The following is a 19,527-nucleotide window of genomic DNA, read 5'->3' as shown; positions in this document are numbered from 1 at the left end:
TAAATGAAGTATCGAAAATTAGGTAATTCAGATATAGAGATTAGTGAAGTATCTTTTGGTTGTATGTCTCTTGAAGAAGATTTTGAAAAAACAAAAGAACTAATTCATTTGGCTTTCGATAAAGGGATCAATTATTTTGATACTGCTGATTTATATCAAAATGGTAATAACGAAAAAATGTTAGGCGAGGCAATTAAAAGTTTTAGAGATAAGATTGTTATCGGTACAAAAGTAGGGAATCAACCTAGAGAAAATGGAGAAGGTTGGGATTGGAATCCAAGTAAAAAATATATTGTAAATTCTGTAGAAAAGAGTTTAACTCGTCTAAAAACTGATTATATAGATCTTTATCAATTGCACGGAGGAACTATTGATGATCCTATTGATGAAACGATAGATGCTTTTGAAACGTTAAAAGCAGCAGGTAAAATAAGGTATTATGGTATTTCATCTATTAGACCCAACGTGATAAGAGAATATGTAAAGCGTTCTAAAATTTCTAGTGTAATGATGCAGTACAGTCTTTTGGATAGAAGACCAGAAGAATCCTGTTTACAATTATTACAAGAGAATAAGATTAGTGTTGTGACTAGAGGTACATTAGCAAAAGGATTATTAGCTGGGAAACAATTAAAGAATTATTTAAGCTATACTTCTTCTGATCTAGAAATAGTTATTGAAAAATTAAGAAAAATACCCAAAGAAGATAGGACTATAGGACAGATAGCAATTCAGTTCGTTTTAAATCATAAATCTATTACTTCTTCTGTTGTTGGTTTTAGAACTAAAGATCAGTTACAAGAATGTATAAAAGCTATAGAAATAGAGCAGTTGTCAGATGAAGAACTTAACTATCTTCAAAACATTATTGAGCCATTATTTTATAAAAATCATAGATAGATTGATATAAAAAGTACGAGTGTACCCAAACGGTCTTTCTAATTTTTAAATTTGATTAGATTTGAAAAAAGGAATATTTAGACTTCTATATGGATTCATTCGGAATTGTTGATTTATTATTATTCTTAGGAATTAGTCAAGGAGTTTTTCTTGCGATTACTCTTTCATTACTTCATAATAAAAATAAACCAGCCAATAGGATCCTATCCTTTATACTATTAATAGCCTGTTTGATGCTTGTAGGCAGAGTATTTTATCCGAGATTTTCTGGAGTTTTATTTTTCCGAATAGCAGGGTTTGTGGATACATTGATTTTTATTTTTGGACCTTTGCTATATACATACATAAGAAGATTGACTTTTAATGAATCTCCGAGTTATAAAACTCCTTGGTATCATTTTATTCCTGCTTTTCTTCATGTAGTATTTTTTAGTTGGACGTTATTTTATACTAGAGAAGAATTACAAATTATAATAAGTGAAGGTGGCTTCAATTTTGTTTATTTTATTGTAGAGACTGTAGGTTTAATAAGTAATGTAGTATATCTTGCTAAATCATATCATTTGCTCAGTATCTATAAAACTGCAGAAAAAGCGAACCTTTCTTATTCGCAGAAAGTACAAATCTTCCTAAGTTTTTTTTTATTTGGAATTTCAGTTTTTATGATTTTATGGATCATAAGTTATGCTAATTATTTTATGAGATTTAAGGAGTTGCATTTTATAAGTTATCATCTAATTTGGATGTCAATTCCCGTATTTATTTATATTGTTGGATTTTTTAGTTTAAAGCAACCTGAAATATTTAGGGTTCCACTTAGTAAGAAAAAAACTGTTTCAAAAGAAAGGTTGAATGGAGAAGAATTAGAAATACTAAAAAAGAATTTAGAGGATCTTATGGTTAATAAAAAGATATATCTAAATAATGAACTTACTTTAAAGGATCTTTCTAAAGAACTTAATACTTCTACTAACAATATATCTTGGTTACTTAATAATATACATCAATGTAGTTTTTATGATTATGTAAATACATATAGAGTTCAAGAATTTATCTCCAAAATCCAAAAAGGAGAGCATTTTAATCATACTATTTTAGCATTGTCTTTAGATTCAGGTTTTAATTCGAAATCAACTTTTAATAAGGCTTTTAAAATGATTAAGAATGACACGCCTAGTAATTATATAAAAACATTACAAACTTCTTAAAGAAGTTTTAGCGTATACATTCGGTCGATTTTTAAAGTTTTTTGACTCAGTTTTGAGTATAACTTTAAAATTATATCAAATGAAACGAACAGTTAATTTTTTTTCAGTAGTAAAGAAAGCGATATGCTCATCTGTAACTCTTTCTTTTTTTGTTTTATCGCTATTGGTTATTTCTTGTAGGCCAGGCGAAGTTCCTAATATAGTAACCACGGTAGAAACAGTGACAGATGGTTCTTTCCATGATGGATTGGCTATAGATCGTAAGGGAAATTTATATGGATCCGATTTTGTTGGAAATACGGTTTATAAAATGACACCTTCTAGAGAAGTAACCGTTTTTGTAGATGGTTTGGTTTCTCCAAATGGGATTGATATTAATAAAAATGATGAAGTTTATGTTTGCGATCATTTTGGGAATACTATTTATAAATACTCAGAAGAAGGTGTACAATTAGATAGTATTCCAGCAATCTCTCCGGCAGGTATAAAAAGAATACCAGGAACCAATGATATGTTGTTCGTAGAGTATAATACCAATACAATCAATTTGTTATCAGAAGATAATACGATCACTAAGTTATATGAAGGATCACCAATTAACGGGCCAGCCGGAATTGCATTCGATAACAGAGGTGAGACATATATTGGAAACTTCAATGATAGAAAAATTTACAAATTTAAAGATGGTACACTCTCTTTTATTGCCGAGTTACCTGCAGAAGCACCCAATGCTAATTTTTTAGGGTTTTTGACGTATGCCAGAGGTTTTCTTTTTGCTACTCAATTAGGAGAACATAAGATATATAAGATCAATCCTAACAAAGAAAATGATTTTGAAGTGTTTGCAGGAAGTGTATTGGGTAATGAGGATGGAGATGTTTCTGAAGCTACATTTAATTTCCCTAACGGAATATTAGCTAGTAAGAATCAGAAAATATTATATATTTCTGATGCTGGAACCAAAAATTTGAGAATTATCGAAAGTGGTATTGAACATTAATTTAGAATTATTAAATAGAAACAGGGAAATTTTCTCTTTTTTATTTTGTAACTTATACCCACAATACAAATTAATCTTAAAATAAATTCATCATGTTAAAATCGATTTTGACTCAGCAAGGAGTAAAACAATTAAACAAAGAACAACAACAAACAATCAACGGAGGAGGAGGATTAAACTCTGAATGTCATTCTGATAGCGAGTGTGATTATCCGTTAATCTGCGCTGGATGCTTATGTAGACCTGTTGGAGGACCATTTTAGTCCGCAGTAGGTATTAAATTAAGGCTAATTCAAATATTAAAAGGTCAGAATCTTAAGATTCTGACCTTTTAATATATATAAGATTAACAATTGTATCAGGCAGAATAGAAATAGGAATTAAAAAATAATAGTAGGAAAGGTGTCGTTTTAGAAAATTATAATTTTATGTTTTTCATTTCGTTATTTTTTTTGGTATAAATATTTTTGCAATTGCATATACATTTTCGAACAAATCCGAAGATGAACCATTTTTATTTGCTAGCATGGATATAGATAAGTTATGCTCAGGAAATAATGCTAATAAGGAGATAGATCCATTAGCAATACCTGCATGATGCCAAACCCTTATTTCAGTTCCGTTTTCAAATATATCTATAGTATTATTTCTCCAACCAATAGCATAATTCTGTTCGTTAATTTCAGAATTGTTAACCAATACAGGTGTAGTTAGTAGATCGGTAGTATTTTTATCGAATAATTTATTATTTAGAAAAGCGTTCCCAAGTTTAATAAGATCAGTTGGAGATGCCAAAAATCCTCCTCCGGCCCATTTGTTGCTGTTGTTTACTGGGTATACCTTTTTGTATTCATTATCATTTATTTCGTAAAATTTTGCAGCACTTTGTAAAGTTTCCGAAGTTTCTTCTACAATAAATGTAGCATTTAATGGTTCGAAAACAGACTCCCTCATGAATTTAGGAAAAGGTTTTCCTGAAGCTTCTTCTATCACTGCGCTAAGAAGTGTATAATTATAACTGCTATAGCTAAAATTGTCGCCAGGAAGAAATAATAACTCATCATTATTAAATATAGCAACACTTTCTTCTACACTAGCGTATGGATCATTGTTGTAATATTCCCAAATCGGAAAACAAAAACAAGTACCGTAATTTCTAATCCCAGACGTGTGGGAGGCTAATTGTTTTAGAGTTAATTCTTTAAGAATATCACTTGCATACGGTACAAATTGTCTTATTTTATCATCTAAATGAAGCTTGTTTTTTTGAAGTAAAACACCTATTCCTAATGAAGTAATTGCTTTTGAGGTACTTCCTATTCTAAATTTAGTAGTTAGATCCGCTAAGGTTTTATTTTCAATATCTTGATATCCCATAGCATTAGACCAAATGACCTTATTATTGTGACCAACCGCAATTGATACGGCTGGGGCATCTAGTTTTATGTAGATTGTTTTAAGAAGACTATCGGCCTTGTTTAGTATAAGATCATTATGAGTTTGTATAGGTATAATATTGGAAGTATTGGGCCTTTTATTCCAACCTATCATATATGTAAAAATGGGTTCAAAAAGATAAAATGCTAAAACGAACCCGAGTAAAGTAATTGAGCAAATTGTTATACGTTTTTTCATGTTTTTTGATTAGAATTAGATGTAGAATATCTTGTCATTGAAAATCATTTCAATGATGTTAATGGCTATTTAAAATAAAAAAGATATTATTCCAGGTCGGTTTCTTGTTGTTTTGCTTTTAACATTTCAGAAATTCTATATACTAGAATTATTTCTAAAATGATAGTAGGTGTGAGTAAGAAATATCCAAGAAAACCTAATACGATCGTAGCCATGCATCCATATGCGATTATTTCAAAAATACCCGTGGTTTTTGCTAACATTCCTAAAGCATTTTGAAGTCTAATTATAGATATTCCTAATAGAATACCGATAACTCCAAAAGTGACACCTTGGGTACCAAGAATATATGTGAAATCAAGTTCTCCGATATATAAAGAAATTATATCATAGGTATAGAAAATAATTGTCATACAAATAAATATAAAGGCGGTAATTCTTAATAAGTAGTTTTTAAAGATTTTACCAGAAAGAATAAAACCTCTCATAAAAAGAATAATTGCAGCAAGAATTACCAATTTTAAAATACTGTAAAGTGTGGTTGAGACTATCATCTCATCGTTAAAATACCTTGCATAATCTAATGCAAATTCTCCAAATCCAAGTATGAAATATATAATACCACTTATCCAAGATATAGTCAATTGTCGAGTTAAAAAACTAGCTTCTTTACTATCGTCGATATCAAGAAGAAATAATTTTTTAAATTCTTTGGCTACTTTAGAATTTTCTGTCTGTATTTTTTCTAAGTCATAGTCAAGAGCAGATAGAATTGTTTTTATTGTATAGCTTCTTGGGGTTACTTCACCGGCTTCAATACGTTGTATAGTTCTAACACTAATATTGCATTGTTCAACGAGTTCCTCCTGGGTAAGTCCTTTAGATTTTCTTAATTCAGATATTTTAATACCTAGTGCTGGCTGTTCCATGATTTTTAAGTTTTTAGTTTCTTTTGAAGTAGTATTCTCTGCAGTAGAATTACTAGAACTTGTTTTCATTTGATACAGCAATATTAGTTGTAAGAGATAAAATCTCAAATTTTTAGACTTGACTTTGACCCGTCATTAACCTGACATTTCAAGTGTAATAGGGATTTCGAAGGATTTTAGTAAACTCCTTTAGATAGGAAATATAGGAATTATTCTAATGCTAAAACCTATTTTTTTGGGAATAAGATATATTCTCGGTGTGAATAATTGTTCCAATGAAACAATTATCTTTTTGTAATCAGTAGAACGTTTAGATTTTAAGGTTTAATCTTTTTTACGCACACATTCTTAGGTTTTTTAAATAACTTTTAACTTCTATAAACATTGCTTCTTTGCTTTGTAAATCATCAATGTTATTATAAGAATGATAACCAAAGGAATAATTCATAGAAAATTCGTCTATGTCTATGAGTTCTGGATAATTTTTATAATTTTCTAATTCCTCAGCGAACCTCATTTCTACATTGGAATAGTTAATTGCATAAAGCTTATAATCATTGCTACTATGAATACACGGCTTATCTTTTATGCTTATTTCTTTTGATAAAGACTTTTTCAAAAAACTAAATTCCTCTTTTCGTCTCATAATTTAAGTTGGTTTTGTACTTATAATTTGAAATGAAATTAAAAATAAAAAAGGCTTTTTATTAGTTTTGACAGTCAAACACAAATAAAACATCGACGAAATACTCTTTTATATCGATGAATGGTAATTTTGCTTTTGTGATGAATTAGCTCAGATTTCAACAATTACATTTTAGAAGTAATTAAGAATCCTTTGATTCATCTGTTTTAAAATTTAAAGGTTGCAAAATCTTAAGTCCAGTATTGACCGAATCAATATTTTCAAAAGTAAGTAACAATCTTAATCCGTTCCTTGTATTTTTTTCCTTCATTTTAACCTTACCAGGATTTTTCTGCACAAATTGTAATACTTTGGTAAATGAGGGACTTTGATAAAAACTAGATTGCTGATCACTTATGAAATATCCAATTAGTTTGTTTTGTTTCAAGATGATTTTTTCGATACCAATGGATGTAGCAATCCATTTGATCCGAACAGAGTTTAAAAGATCAATTGCTTGTTCAGGTAATTCCCCAAATCGATCAATTAAACGTTTTTCATATGCTTGTAATTCATTTTCATCTTTAATAGCATTTAGCTCAGTATAGAGATTAAGTCGTTCTGTAATATTATTGATATAATGATCAGGGAATAATAACTCAAAATCGGTATCGATCTGCGTATCTTTTAGATATACTTTTTCTTTTTTATCATCTTCGTATAATTCCGCAAACTCGTTTTCCTTTAGCTCTTCTATAGCTTCATTCAGTATTTTTTGGTATGTATCGAAACCTATTTCATTAATAAATCCACTTTGTTCGCCTCCTAATAAATCTCCAGCACCTCTAATTTCTAGGTCTTTCATAGCGATATTAAATCCGCTACCCAATTCCGAATTAAGTTCTAATGCTGTGATTCTTTTTCTTGCATCATCGGTCATTGCAGAATATGGAGGAGTAATAAAATAACAAAATGCTTTTTTATTACTTCTACCAACACGGCCACGCATCTGATGTAGATCCGAAAGTCCAAAATTGTTAGCATTATTGATAAAAATCGTATTAGCATTTGGTACATCTAACCCACTTTCTACGATAGTAGTAGAAACAAGTACATCAAATTCTCCATTCATAAAAGATAGCATCAAGTTTTCTAGCTTTTTACCATCCATTTGTCCATGCCCAATACCTACTTTAGCATCAGGAACTAGACGTTGTATCATCCCAGCTACTTCTTTAATATTTTCTATTCTGTTGTGAATAAAATATACCTGTCCACCACGTTGAATTTCATAACTCACGGCATCTCTAATCGTTTCTTCAGTAAATCTAATCACATTAGTTTCAATCGGATATCGATTTGGTGGAGGTGTAGTGATCGTAGATAAATCCCTTGCAGCCATTAAACTAAATTGTAATGTTCTTGGGATAGGTGTAGCGGTCAATGTAAGCGTATCAACGTTTTCTTTGATTGTTTTCAATTTGTCTTTTACAGATACGCCAAATTTTTGTTCTTCATCGATTACTAATAATCCAAGATCTTTAAATTTTACATTCTTATTTACTAATTGATGAGTTCCTATAATAATATCAACTTTTCCAGAAGCTAAATCTTCTAGTGTTTCTCTTTTCTGTTTGGCAGTACGGAAACGATTTACATAATCTACTACTACCGGAAAATCTTTTAGTCGTTCTCTAAATGTTTTAGCATGCTGAAAAGCAAGAATAGTAGTTGGAACTAATATGGCTACTTGTTTACCATTATCTACGGCTTTAAATGCAGCTCTTATGGCAACTTCAGTTTTACCAAAACCAACATCACCACAAATTAAGCGGTCCATTGGTCTTTCACTTTCCATATCAGCTTTTACAGCTTCTGTTGCAGTACTTTGATCAGGTGTATCTTCATATATAAAAGATGCTTCTAATTCATGTTGTAAATAACTGTCAGGATTGTACTGAAATCCCTTTTGAAGTTTTCTTTTTGCGTATAACTGAATTAAATTGAAAGCAATATGTTTTACTCTTGCCTTTGTTTTTTGTTTTAACGTTTTCCAAGCCTTAGAACCTAGTTTATATATTTGTGGCGGTTTACCATCTTTACCATTGAATTTAGAAATTTTATGAAGAGAATGGATGCTTAGATATAATACATCACGTTCTCCATAAATCAATTTGATAGCTTCCTGCTTTTTGCCTTCTACATCTATTTTTTGGAGTCCGCCGAATTTTCCTATTCCATGATCAATATGAGTTACATAATCACCAACTTCTAAATTAGTAAGCTCTTTTAATGTAATAGCTTGTTTTTTGGCGTATCCACTTTTTAGACTAAACTTGTGGTAACGTTCGAAAATCTGATGGTCTGTGTAACAAGCTATTTTACGATCGTGGTCTATAAATCCTTGAAAAACAGAGAATACAATTGTTTCATATTGCTTAACATCAAGGTCCGCATCATCAAAAATATCGTGGAATCGTTTAGCTTGCTGTTCGCTTACACAGAAGATGTAGTTTTTATATTCTTTTTCGTGGTTTTCATTAAGGTTTTTAATCAGTAAATCAAACTGTTTGTTAAATGAGGGTTGAGGTTTTGTGTTAAATTTTATGGCATAATCAGCTTTAGTAAGAGGTCTATTGCCTATTTCTACCAATGTAAAATTTAATAATTGTTTTTTGATTAATTCCGAAGAAGCAAATAGTTCATCAGGTGTACCATGTTTAATGTCTTCAGAAAGTGTTTTGAAGGCTTCTTTAGCTTTTTCAAAATTTTTATCAATTCTTGTTGACAATAGATCAATATCTTTTGCAAAAACCACCGTTTTAGAAGCGATATATTTTAGGAAACTTTCTCGAGTTTCCTGCATAGCTTTATTCTCTACATTAGGAATGATAGTAATCTTTTTTATCTGATCCGTGGATAATTGAGTTTCTACATCAAAGGTCCGAATACTATCTACTTCATCACCAAAAAACTCTATACGATAAGGCTCGTCATTACTGAAAGAGAATACATCTACTATTCCACCACGTACTGAAAACTCACCAGGTTCAGTCACAAAATCTACTCTCTGAAACTGATACTCAAATAGTACTTCATTTACAAAATCTAAAGATAAAGTGTCACCAATAGATATCTTTAAGGTGTTTTTTTCTAATTCTTTTCGAGTCACTACTTTTTCGAATAACGCATCAGGATACGTAACGATCAGTGCTGGTTTTTTACGAGAGTTAATTCTATTCAATACTTCTGCTCTTAAAAGAACATTGGCATTGTCAGTTTCTTCAATTTGATAGGGTCTTCGGTAACTACCAGGATAAAAAAGTACATTTTTATCACCCAATAATTGTTCTAAATCATTTAGGTAATAGGCTGCTTCTTCCTTATCGTTAAAAACACATAAAAAAGGTTTTTCCGCTTGTCGAAAAGCATTTTCGATAACAAATGATAATGAAGATCCAATAAGACCGTGCAAATGGATTTTACTTTCGGACTGGGCAATAGCGTTTCTCAGTTTCTGCAATTGCTGAGACTGTGCAAAAGTTTGCGTGATTAAGGTTTGACTCACGTAACGAAGATTTTATAGCAAATATAACAGCTATCTAAATGTATCCAAAAAAAGAACGTCTGATTTATTAAGAGAATTGAAGTAGTAATTTTTCAAAATCTTTTTCAGAGTTATAGACATTACAAGAAACTCTAATAGCATTCCCTCTAAATGAAACAAAAATTTGTTCTTTTTTTAGTCGAAGCTTTAGTTCTTCTAAATTGATCTGATTAGGAAGGTAGATGCCAAAGAGGTGGTGTGCTCTGAAAGAGTCATCTTCAATAAAACAACCTAATTCTCTAAGCTTTTGTACGGTGTCTTTAGAAATATTTTTTCCATATTCCTGAATGTTTTTTGGTTGCCATGCAATCAATTGCTCTATAGCGTTTATCAACATGGGCGTCAATATGAAATTGCTAGATTCTCCTACAGAATATCTAGCTGCTTTTTCTTTGTAACGATCTTCATAATTAGTAAGTCCAGAAAAATCCTCACTATTGTGTCTATTCATCCAATTATGTTCAATAGGTTTTCCATTGTTAAAAGCATCACTGTAATAAGCCATTCCGATAGAGTAGGGACCTAATAACCATTTATAACCTCCACAAACTAAAGCATCGGGTTTAATATTCTGAACAGAAAATGGCAATGCGCCAACACTTTGTGTACCATCTATGACTAACATAGCTTTTACCACATTAGTTTTTTCACGGATAGCTTTTAGATCAAACAAAGTTCCATCTGCCCAATGTATATGCGGCAAAGCAATAACCGCAGTATTTGGTGATATAGCATCTAAAATATGTTGGTTCCACAACTTACCACGATCTTTAAAATCTTTTGGGGGGTATACAACTTTGATAATGGCATTATTTATTTTAGCTACTTCTTGCCAGATATATACGTTACTGGGAAATTGTTCATCAACTAAGATGATTTCATCACCACTTTGTAAAGGAATATTATTTGCAGCATTGGCAATACCATATGAAACGGAAGGGATAATAGCAGTATTTCTATAATCTGGAGCATCAATTAATGTTGCAAAACGCTGTTTTAAAATTTCTTTATCATTAAAAAAATCTTCAGGTAAGATTTCATTGGGATGTGATTTCTTTTGTAAAGATTGTACACCTATTTTGGTAACTGATTTTAATTGTGGAGCCATATAAGCTCCGTTTAAATATGTTATCTCTGGAGATAGATCAAAAAGGTGTTTTTGGTTTTGCATGATTAAGTGATTTATACTTTTGGTTCGCGTTAGGTTTAGGCAAATTAGAATATTAAATTGAGTCATACTCAGCTACTAAGAATTCTTTAACTTTTATAAGAAATAAATGTTTGTAACAAAATTTAATATGTAGAGTCAAATACTAAAAACATAATATATGTATAGAATAGTAATTTGGTGCTTTTTATTAGTTGGGAGTTCTATTTTTTCTCAAAAATCTTTAAAAGGAAAAGTGCTTGATTTTAATACAAAAGAGCCACTAGCGTTTTCTACTATCGTTTTTAATAACAACAAAACATTAGGCACTATTACCGATATTGACGGAAATTTTGTTTTTAATTCTGAGATAGATGTTAATAGTTTGGTATGTAGTTATTTGGGGTACGATAAAAAAAATATAGATGTAATAGATACTACTTATATAGTTATTGAATTAATACCGAAAGAAAATCAACTAGATCAAGTTGTTATTTCATCAGCCGAGAATCCAGCAAATAGAATTATAAGAAACGCGATTAAAAATAGGGAAATAAATGATCCAGAGAAGTTGCAGTCTTTTACATATAACTCTTATAATAAAATCATTTTTGATGTCCGCTCAAAAAAAAATAAAGATTCGGTGTCGTTGGTAAAAAGACTTAAAGGTGGGCATATGATGATCATGGAGAGTATTACTAAAAGAAAATTTTTAGAACCGGATTTAAGTAATGAAATAGTTATCGGAACTAAAGTTTCAGGTTTTAGAAATCCTCAATTTGCATCACTAGCTACAGATATTCAACCTTTTTCTTTTTATACTGATATGATAAATTTGTTCGAGGTTAATTACTTAAACCCGATATCTAAAGGAAGCTTAAAAAAGTATAAATTTTTTCTTGAAGAGAGTATACCAGTAAAAAAAGATACAATACATGTGATTTCTTTTCAGCCAAAGGCAAATAAAAACTTTGAAGGGTTAAAGGGAATAATCCATATAAACACTAATAAATTTGCAATACAGAATGTTACAGCTTCTCCATATCAAAAAGGAAAAATTGATTTAAAAATTCAACAAAAGTACACGTTGTTAAGAGATTCTATATGGTTTCCTGAACAATTGAATTATAAATTGTCAATGCCAGAGTATCCAAGTAAAGAAAATAATTTAGTGATGAATGGTAAAAGTTATATTACCAATATTTCTTTAGATACCTTGTTACAAAAAAGAGATTTTCCAATAGAAGTTGTTAGTATTGCAGAAGGTGCTACTAAAAAGGATAGTGTATTCTGGAACCTAAATCGAAATACAGGTTTAAATCCAAAAGAAAAGATTACGTATAGAGTTTTAGATAGTATTGGAGAAAAGGTGGATTTAGATAAATTTTTAACCTTATCAGAGAGTCTTTTTAGAGGTAAAATTCCAGTTGGTATGGTAGATATTGATATAAATAAAACCATAATCATGAATCAATTTGAAGGTTTTCGATTAGGAACAGGCTTGTATACAAATGATAAGTTTGATGATCGATTAAGTTTAGGTGGTTTTGTGGGATATGGATTTGATGATAACGATTGGAAATATGGTGGAGAAGTAAATTACTTAGTGTCAAAAAAGAATGAAGTATCCATAGGATATCAGTATCAGGTAAACTTAAGAGAAGTTGGTAATTACAATAGACAACAACAAGATTTAGAGTTTTTAAATTTCAGAAGTTATTTAGGATTTAACTTTGATAAGATAAGAGAGCATTCGGTAAATGTTCATTTCAGAAGTTTAAAATATTTAACAGCTGATTTATCCTTTAATCATACTTCAGTTAATCCTAAGTACGAATATGAATTCATTCGTGAAACAACAAACTTTAGAGAATATATCAATAGCAGTTTATCTCTTAATCTTAGATATGCATACAAGGAAAAAATGATTAATTCGTTTAATCAAAGATTCACATCGGGAACAGATTACCCGGTTATTGGTTTTTCGTTTTCTAAAGGATTTGATGATATTCTTGATGGAGATATAGATTATAATAAAATAGAAGTATCTCTAGATCATTCTTTTTACACTAAAAGCTTTGGAAAGACTAGTTATAGGATGGAGGGTGGCTATATAGATAATGCAGTTCCTTATGGATTGTCGTTTACAGGAAAAGGTAATTACGATACTGACTACCCTTTTTTTAGTAAAAATCTTTTTCAGACAATGACTCCATACGAATTCGTGTCTGATAGATACGCTAACCTTTTTATTGCTCACAATTTCGAGGGATTGTTGTTTAAAATTGGAAAATTTCAACCTGATATCGTAATGCATCAAAATATAGGTTGGGGTAATCTTATTAATAACAATAACGCTCTTGTTCCTTTTAACACAATGGATGAGGTGTTTTTAGAAAGTGGTTTAGAGTTAAAGAGTTTATTTAAAGTGAATTACCTCAATTTAGGTTATTTAGGATTTGGTTTAGGCGGGTTTTATAGATATGGTTTTTATTCAAATGAAGATTTTGAAGATAATTTAGCAATTAAATTTAATATAAGTTTTAAGATCAAATAACTAATGAGGCTCAATTTTTTAGAGAAAAGATTTAGGATCGATGGGCTTTGATTCTTGTTATTTAAGTAATTAATTTATTAAAATAACTTCCTTTTTTGTGATAGCATATATTTTAACTTTTTTTGTAGATTCCAGGATATGATTACCAGTAAACTCTCCAAAAGCGGGGAGGATAAGTTGATTTTCTTTTTGGTAAAAACAAGGCAAGCGTAAACGTTGTTTGCCTAAACCTTCTAAAAGTACGCCTGGATGAATATGTCCACAAAAATTAAATAGACCTTCTCTTTCTTCAGGATGATGACTAAGTAAAAAATTATCTAAAATTAATTCTAAACCTAGTTTTATGCCTATTTCTTCATATTTAAGAGGAGAGATGATATCATGATTTCCTACGATTAAAAGAAGCTCTACTTTAGTTCTAGATACCCATTCTGAAAACAATATCCATTCATTATTAATGAAACTATGAAAAAGATCTCCCAAAAAACAAACTTTAGATGGGGTAAAGGTTTCGAGAACTGCGTCTAATCGTTCAAAATTTTTGAGAATTGCTTCTTGAGGTACCGCGCTACCGTGTTTTCTAAAATGGGATATTTTTCCTAGATGTAAATCCGCTATCAAAAGGATGTTTTTTTCTTTCCAAAACATTGCGCCTGTAGGATGCAGAAGAAAAGTTTGATTTTGTATTTGTATGGTTTGGAATTTCAAAGATTCATTATTTTTTAGACAACAAAGCTACCATCTTTTTAATACGATCTTCAAGTTTTTCGCTGGATAATTTTTCTCGTAATCGATCTGTTATAATAGGAAATGAAAAAGGAGTCGCTTTTTTACAGGATTTCCAAACAATAGATTGATTTTCTATTCTTTCCAAGGCCTTTTGTAATCTTCCTTCTTCTAATTGATGTTCAAATGTTTCAATAAAAGATTGTTGATATAAGAGGTTTTTAGACTCAAAATCTCTAAACACATTGAATAATAATTGTGAGCTGGATTGTAAATGTTTGCTTTTTAGCATTTTATCGGGGTATCCGGTAAACACCATTCCTGATATTACAGCTATATCTCTAAATTTTCGTCTAGCCATTTCTGTAGCGTTCAGACTTTTTTGAAGATCATTGTGCATATGATCTGTAGCAAAAAGATTGTTGTCAATTACCTGTTGCATATCAATTTCTTGGTCTGATAACAGTTCAAAACCATAATCATTAAATGCTAAGGAAAAAGAGATAGGAAATAAAAGACTAATTCTATAGGCCAACAAGCTTCCTAAAGCTTCGTGGACAAATCTACCTTCAAAAGGATAAAAAATCGCGTGATATCCTTCTCTAGTTTTAAAGGTTTCTATTAAGAATTCATCGGACCCTGGAACGATACTTTCTTCTTGTTGTTTCTGAAATATGTGTGATAGTGCTTTTAATTCCAAAGATTTTTTTTCGTCAGTTTTGGATGAAGCTTTATATAATTCCTTCCGAAGTAATTCAGACATTTGGGATGTAAGTGTCAATCGACCGCCCATCCAACTAGGAACCTTGGATGTTTTTTTTGAAGATTTTCTTACCAAAACTTTCATTTCTTTTATCCTAACAAGTTCCAGGTTTCGTCCTGCAAAAGTAAAAACATCTCCAGGTTTCAATTTTGAAATAAACCATTCTTCAATGCTTCCAATATATCCACCTTTAAGGTATTTGACCGTTAACACAGCATCACTAACAATGGTGCCTATCTGTAGGCGGTGACGCATAGCAATACCTCGATTATTTACTTTGAATAATCCATCTTGTAGAATTTCTACTTTTTTATATTCATCATAACTTTGTAAACTTTGACTACCAATAGTTATAAAATTTAGGATCCATCTCCAATCATCTTCAGAAATAGCTTGGTAACAAAAAGTGCTTTTAATTTCGTGATAAATCTCTTTTGGATAGAATCCATCAGAAACCGCTAGTGTGGTAAGATATTGAATCAGGACATCATAACTGTTTAGGTACGGAATTCGATCTTCTACTGTATTATGTTTTACAGCTTGCTGTAAAGCAGATGCTTCAATTAATTCTATAGCATGTGTTGGTAAAAAATAGATTACACTTGTTTTTCCAGGTTGATGTCCGCTACGACCTGCTCGCTGTAAGAATCGTGCCACTCCTTTTGGCCCTCCAATCTGAATAATAGTTTCTACTGGAGCAAAATCAACACCTAGATCAAGACTAGAAGTACAGACTACTGCTTTTAAAGATTCATTCCGTATTGCTTGTTCTACCCAAAGCCTTGTTTCTTTATTAATACTACCGTGATGCATAGCCATTTCTCCTGCGAATTCAGGATATTTTTGTAGTATTTTCTGAAACCAGATTTCACATTGGCTACGAGTATTAGTGAAAAGCAATGTTGTTTTACTTCTTTTGATAATAGGTACAACCTCATCTAATAAATGAATTCCCAAGTGACCCCGCCAAGGAAAGGTTTCCATTTCTTTGGGAATAATACTTTTTACCTTAATCTTCTTTTTAATGTTAGCTTTGATTAATACCGAGTTTTGTAAAGCATCTGATTGATGTCCTAATAAAACTTCACGTGCCTGCTCCAAGTTTCCGATGGTAGCTGATATTCCCCAAATTCTAAGTTTAGAAGAAACTGTTTTTAATCGAGATAGTGCTAATTCAATTTGAACTCCTCTCTTTGTTCCTAACAATTCATGCCATTCATCAATAATAATCGCAGTGCAGTCTTTAAAAGTTTTATCGTACCTTTTAGAAGCAAGTAGTAATTGTAAACTTTCGGGTGTGGTAATTAGTAAATCCGGCATGGATCTTTTTTGAGCAGCTCTTTCCTTTTGAGAAGTGTCACCAGTTCTTATACCGATGGTTAATTGTGTGTTTAAGTCCTCAGCAAATCTTTCTGTCGCTTGTTTAATTTCTTGCGAAAGTGCTCGTAGCGGTGTGATCCATATTGCTTTCAATCCTTTTTTATGTTTGGTTTGATAGTCAGGATTATCTTTTATATAGTTCAGAACAATCGGAACCCATAAAGAATACGTTTTTCCACTTCCTGTTGGGGCATTTAGTAATCCATTTTTACCCTGTAAGAATGCTTTCCAACTTTGTTTTTGAAAAGGGAAAGATTTCCATTGTTGTTGTTGGAACCAAGATTCTGCTATGGTAAAAAGTTCTTTCTGGGTCATGATTCCTTCGTTAGACTGGGGATCAATGTTTTTAAATCCTCTAATGTATTTGCTTCTTGAATTTTTTTATCCTGTCGCCATCTTAAGATGCGAGGAAATCGAGTTGCCACACCACTTTTGTGTCTTTTGGATAAAGCAATTCCCTCAAAAGCTATTTCAAAAACCAGCTGAGGAGTTACACTTCTTACTGGGCCAAAACGTTCTAAGGTATTTGCCTTTATAAATTTATCAACTTCCTTAAACTCTGCGTCGGTAAGACCAGAATATGCCTTTGCAAAAGTGACTAATTCAGTTTTATCCTCGTTCCAAAGTCCAAAAGTATAATCTGTAAATAAATTAGACCTACGCCCATGTCCTCGCATAGCATATGTTAAAACCGCATCGATAGTTAGTGGATCTACTTTCCATTTCCACCAATCTCCTTTTTTGCGACCGACTAAATAAGGTGAATCTTTCTTTTTTAACATCAAACCTTCTGACTTAACATCTCGAGATCGTTCGCGTTCATTGGCTACTTCTTCCCAAGAGTTAAAAGTCATTTTTTCTGATAGATGCAAAGGTGTTCCAGATTCTGGGTTGAGTTCAGAATGACGGACGTTAAGAAATAGTTTTTCCAATAATTCACGACGTTCAGAAAATGGATAGTTTCTGATGTCATTTCCTTTCCACTCTAGCATATCATATGCTCTTAGAATAACAGGAGTTTTTTGTAATAAGTTTTTAGAAACTGTTTTTCTCCCTATTCTGGTTTGTAGATCATTAAAAGTTCCTATTTTTCCATTTGGGAATGGTAGAATTTCACCGTCTAAAACGGTTCCGTTGGGTATGATTTTTAAGAGTTCTTGAAATTCTGGATATTTATCCGTTACCAATTCTTCTCCACGACTCCAGACAAAAATTTCGTTGTTTCTAATAATAACTTGAGCTCTGATTCCGTCCCATTTATGCTCGGCATACCAATTTGTTATATTTCCTAGATCCGAAACTTCATTTTCTACTGCATATGCTAGGTAGAAAGGATAGGGTTTTGAAAGAAAATCAGATTCTTTTTCCTCTAATACTAAATCTTGGAATGAAATAGTATTGGGATCCCAGTTCCCCATCAATTTATATGCTAATATATCTTCATCTATTTCAGTAGCTTTGGATAAAGAGCGTGTCATTAATTTTTGACTTACTCCAATTCGGAAACCTCCAGTGATCAGTTTTGTAAACACAAAACGTTCGTAGTAGTTTAATACTCCCCAATTTTTTTGAAGATATGCACGTTTATGTTCTTCGGATTGCTTTTTAAGAGCGATCATTTCTTGTAGATATTCCGTTAGGGTTTTTGTGGAACTTTCTTTTGAAGTAGGGACTACAAGCGCTATGGTTTCTGCTAAATCTCCAACAATATGATATGATTCTTCAAATAACCAAAGCGGAATGTTCGCTAATTCTGAAGCCCAAGATCTAAGTAACGTCGTGTTTACAGGTCTTGGTGGTCTTCGATGAGAGAGTATAGCAATAGTCCATACTTTATCATTTTCTGGGGCATTTTTAAAATAAGAAGCCAATGCGCTTACTTTTACATTGGTTTTATTGGTGCTATCTAAAGTTTTGATGAGGTTTGCAAACTGTTTCATTCTATAACCTCACTTTCTTTTTTAGTTTCTATTTCTGCAAGTTCACCTTCATATTGTGTTTTTTCTGTACGAGCATCATACCCAAGTTCCCTAAGATATCGCGAGAATATTTCCGTATATCCGTGGGTACTTATAACTTTAGTAGCTCCAGTTTCTTTAACGGCCGTTAATAAACCATCCCAATCACAATGATCAGAGAGTACAAACCCTTTGTCAATTGCTCTTCGTCTTCGAGCTCCTCTAAATGTCATCCATCCACTAGCCGAGGCTGTTACATACGGCACCATTTTCCGTATCCAAGTACTACCATGAGCACTAGGCGGTGCTACTACAATATTCCCGATAAAATCTTCTTTTTTAGTTTCTCTCGTTACCAAAGTAGTCTTAGGGAAGTCGATCATTGATCTAATAACATTGGTCATGTTTTCTATGGCTCCATGTGTATAAATCCTTCCAATTTCAGGATTTAAATATTTCAAAAGACGTTGTGCTTTTCCAAGAGAATATCCCAAGAGTATAGAAGTTTTGCCTTCTGATTTATTTTCTGCCCACCATTGGTTAATATCTCTAAAAACTTCGTTTTGAGGTGTCCATTTAAATGCGGGTAACCCAAAAGTGCATTCCGTAATAAATGTATGACATTTTACAGGCTCATAAGGAACAGAAATACCGTCATTTTCAATTTTATAATCTCCTGTGAAAACCCAAACTTTTCCTTTATGTTCTACTCTGATTTGAGAACTTCCGATGATATGACCTGCGGGATGTAGACTAAATTTTACATTGTTTATTATAAAAGTTTCTCCGTATTCTTTTCCGTTAACGTTAATATCTCCTAGTCGATGTTTGATAATAGGGATGTTCGTGTGATGCGTAATATATTGTTTATGTCCCCATCTACTATGATCGGCGTGTCCGTGTGTAATAATTGCTTTATCTACCGGTTTCCAAGGATCAAGATATACTTTGGCAACATCACAATAGATTCCTTTTTCTGTAAATTCTAAAAGTGGTCGATATGACATAAATGATGGTTACAACTTCATTTTATTTACTTGATTGAAAGTACGGAATACTATGTGGACGAGAAAGTGTTTATAGAAATATTAG

Annotated in this window: 14 protein-coding genes; 5 read left to right on the top strand and 9 right to left on the bottom strand. The window is 31.6% G+C overall.

The window, feature by feature from the left end:
* The first annotated feature begins 3 nt into the window (after positions 1 to 3).
* The 4 genes from BMY33_RS19805 to BMY33_RS23605 all read left to right on the top strand — a co-directional run bounded on the left by BMY33_RS19805 (position 4) and on the right by BMY33_RS23605 (position 3,371).
* Entirely contained in the window at positions 4 to 900 is an 897-nt protein-coding gene (locus BMY33_RS19805; protein ID WP_091411766.1) for an aldo/keto reductase, read from the top strand.
* A gap of 89 nt (positions 901 to 989) precedes the next feature.
* Positions 990 to 2,108, top strand: coding sequence for a helix-turn-helix domain-containing protein (locus BMY33_RS19800; protein WP_091411764.1), 1,119 nt, complete (start codon positions 990 to 992; stop codon positions 2,106 to 2,108).
* Between the two features lie 79 nt (positions 2,109 to 2,187).
* Entirely contained in the window at positions 2,188 to 3,108 is a 921-nt protein-coding gene (locus BMY33_RS19795; RefSeq protein WP_091411762.1) for an NHL repeat-containing protein, read from the top strand.
* Between the two features lie 92 nt (positions 3,109 to 3,200).
* A complete protein-coding gene (locus BMY33_RS23605; RefSeq protein ID WP_155839683.1) occupies positions 3,201 to 3,371 on the top strand; it encodes a hypothetical protein in 171 nt (56 codons plus the stop codon).
* A gap of 172 nt (positions 3,372 to 3,543) precedes the next feature.
* On the opposite strand, the gene BMY33_RS19790 is transcribed toward BMY33_RS23605, so the two are convergent.
* The 5 genes from BMY33_RS19790 to BMY33_RS19770 all read right to left on the bottom strand — a co-directional run bounded on the left by BMY33_RS19790 (position 3,544) and on the right by BMY33_RS19770 (position 11,075).
* Entirely contained in the window at positions 3,544 to 4,743 is a 1,200-nt protein-coding gene (locus BMY33_RS19790; RefSeq protein ID WP_091411760.1) for a serine hydrolase domain-containing protein, read from the bottom strand.
* An 86-nt stretch (positions 4,744 to 4,829) separates the two neighbouring features.
* On the bottom strand, positions 4,830 to 5,741 hold the full coding sequence (locus tag BMY33_RS19785; RefSeq protein ID WP_211482415.1) for a helix-turn-helix domain-containing protein: 912 nt from the start codon (positions 5,739 to 5,741) through the stop codon (positions 4,830 to 4,832).
* A 265-nt stretch (positions 5,742 to 6,006) separates the two neighbouring features.
* Positions 6,007 to 6,318 (bottom strand): hypothetical protein, encoded by a 312-nt coding sequence (locus tag BMY33_RS19780; RefSeq protein ID WP_091411758.1) that lies wholly within the window; start codon positions 6,316 to 6,318, stop codon positions 6,007 to 6,009.
* Between the two features lie 181 nt (positions 6,319 to 6,499).
* On the bottom strand, positions 6,500 to 9,865 hold the full coding sequence (mfd, locus tag BMY33_RS19775) for a transcription-repair coupling factor (protein WP_091411757.1): 3,366 nt from the start codon (positions 9,863 to 9,865) through the stop codon (positions 6,500 to 6,502).
* 67 nt (positions 9,866 to 9,932) lie between these two features.
* Positions 9,933 to 11,075: an aminotransferase class V-fold PLP-dependent enzyme gene (locus BMY33_RS19770; protein WP_091411755.1), complete on the bottom strand. Its 1,143-nt coding sequence runs from the start codon at positions 11,073 to 11,075 to the stop codon at positions 9,933 to 9,935.
* A gap of 157 nt (positions 11,076 to 11,232) precedes the next feature.
* Between BMY33_RS19770 and BMY33_RS19765 the strand changes: the two genes are divergently transcribed.
* Positions 11,233 to 13,608 carry a DUF5686 and carboxypeptidase-like regulatory domain-containing protein gene (locus tag BMY33_RS19765; protein WP_091411753.1) on the top strand — a complete coding sequence of 792 codons (2,376 nt, stop codon included), beginning with the start codon at positions 11,233 to 11,235 and terminating at the stop codon, positions 13,606 to 13,608.
* A 69-nt stretch (positions 13,609 to 13,677) separates the two neighbouring features.
* On the opposite strand, the gene pdeM is transcribed toward BMY33_RS19765, so the two are convergent.
* The 4 genes from pdeM to BMY33_RS19745 are packed head-to-tail and all read right to left on the bottom strand — an operon-like array spanning position 13,678 to position 19,442.
* Positions 13,678 to 14,316, bottom strand: a complete 639-nt coding sequence (gene pdeM, locus BMY33_RS19760; RefSeq protein ID WP_280139544.1) for a ligase-associated DNA damage response endonuclease PdeM — start codon at positions 14,314 to 14,316, stop codon at positions 13,678 to 13,680.
* 7 nt (positions 14,317 to 14,323) lie between these two features.
* The gene (locus BMY33_RS19755) at positions 14,324 to 16,792 is read right to left on the bottom strand and encodes a ligase-associated DNA damage response DEXH box helicase (RefSeq protein WP_091411752.1); all 2,469 of its coding nucleotides are present in this window, start codon (positions 16,790 to 16,792) and stop codon (positions 14,324 to 14,326) included.
* Complete coding sequence (locus BMY33_RS19750) at positions 16,789 to 18,417, bottom strand: ATP-dependent DNA ligase (RefSeq protein ID WP_091411750.1); 1,629 nt, start codon at positions 18,415 to 18,417, stop codon at positions 16,789 to 16,791. The genes BMY33_RS19755 and BMY33_RS19750 overlap by 4 nt, the downstream gene beginning before the upstream one ends.
* Positions 18,414 to 19,442: a ligase-associated DNA damage response exonuclease gene (locus BMY33_RS19745; RefSeq protein ID WP_091411749.1), complete on the bottom strand. Its 1,029-nt coding sequence runs from the start codon at positions 19,440 to 19,442 to the stop codon at positions 18,414 to 18,416. The genes BMY33_RS19750 and BMY33_RS19745 overlap by 4 nt, the downstream gene beginning before the upstream one ends.
* Positions 19,443 to 19,527: the final 85 nt, after the last annotated feature.

The sequence above is a fragment of the Aquimarina amphilecti genome (assembly GCF_900109375.1).
GTDB classification, from domain to species: Bacteria; Bacteroidota; Bacteroidia; order Flavobacteriales; family Flavobacteriaceae; genus Aquimarina; species Aquimarina amphilecti.
Note: the sequence above shows the minus strand (reverse complement) of the source record. Positions and strands in the feature narration are given on the sequence as shown.

Bases quoted from the DNA above. Each gene is read 5' to 3' on its own strand.
- BMY33_RS19765 (WP_091411753.1), top strand. From the start codon at position 11,233: ATGTATAGAATAGTAATTTGGTGCTTTTTATTAGTTGGGAGTTCTATT.
- BMY33_RS19755 (WP_091411752.1), bottom strand. From the start codon at position 16,792: ATGACCCAGAAAGAACTTTTTACCATAGCAGAATCTTGGTTCCAACAA.
- BMY33_RS19800 (WP_091411764.1), top strand. From the start codon at position 990: ATGGATTCATTCGGAATTGTTGATTTATTATTATTCTTAGGAATTAGT.
- BMY33_RS19805 (WP_091411766.1), top strand. From the start codon at position 4: ATGAAGTATCGAAAATTAGGTAATTCAGATATAGAGATTAGTGAAGTA.
- BMY33_RS19780 (WP_091411758.1), bottom strand. From the start codon at position 6,318: ATGAGACGAAAAGAGGAATTTAGTTTTTTGAAAAAGTCTTTATCAAAA.
- BMY33_RS19795 (WP_091411762.1), top strand. From the start codon at position 2,188: ATGAAACGAACAGTTAATTTTTTTTCAGTAGTAAAGAAAGCGATATGC.
- BMY33_RS19790 (WP_091411760.1), bottom strand. From the start codon at position 4,743: ATGAAAAAACGTATAACAATTTGCTCAATTACTTTACTCGGGTTCGTT.
- BMY33_RS23605 (WP_155839683.1), top strand. From the start codon at position 3,201: ATGTTAAAATCGATTTTGACTCAGCAAGGAGTAAAACAATTAAACAAA.
- BMY33_RS19770 (WP_091411755.1), bottom strand. From the start codon at position 11,075: ATGCAAAACCAAAAACACCTTTTTGATCTATCTCCAGAGATAACATAT.
- BMY33_RS19785 (WP_211482415.1), bottom strand. From the start codon at position 5,741: ATGAAAACAAGTTCTAGTAATTCTACTGCAGAGAATACTACTTCAAAA.
- BMY33_RS19745 (WP_091411749.1), bottom strand. From the start codon at position 19,442: ATGTCATATCGACCACTTTTAGAATTTACAGAAAAAGGAATCTATTGT.
- BMY33_RS19750 (WP_091411750.1), bottom strand. From the start codon at position 18,417: ATGAAACAGTTTGCAAACCTCATCAAAACTTTAGATAGCACCAATAAA.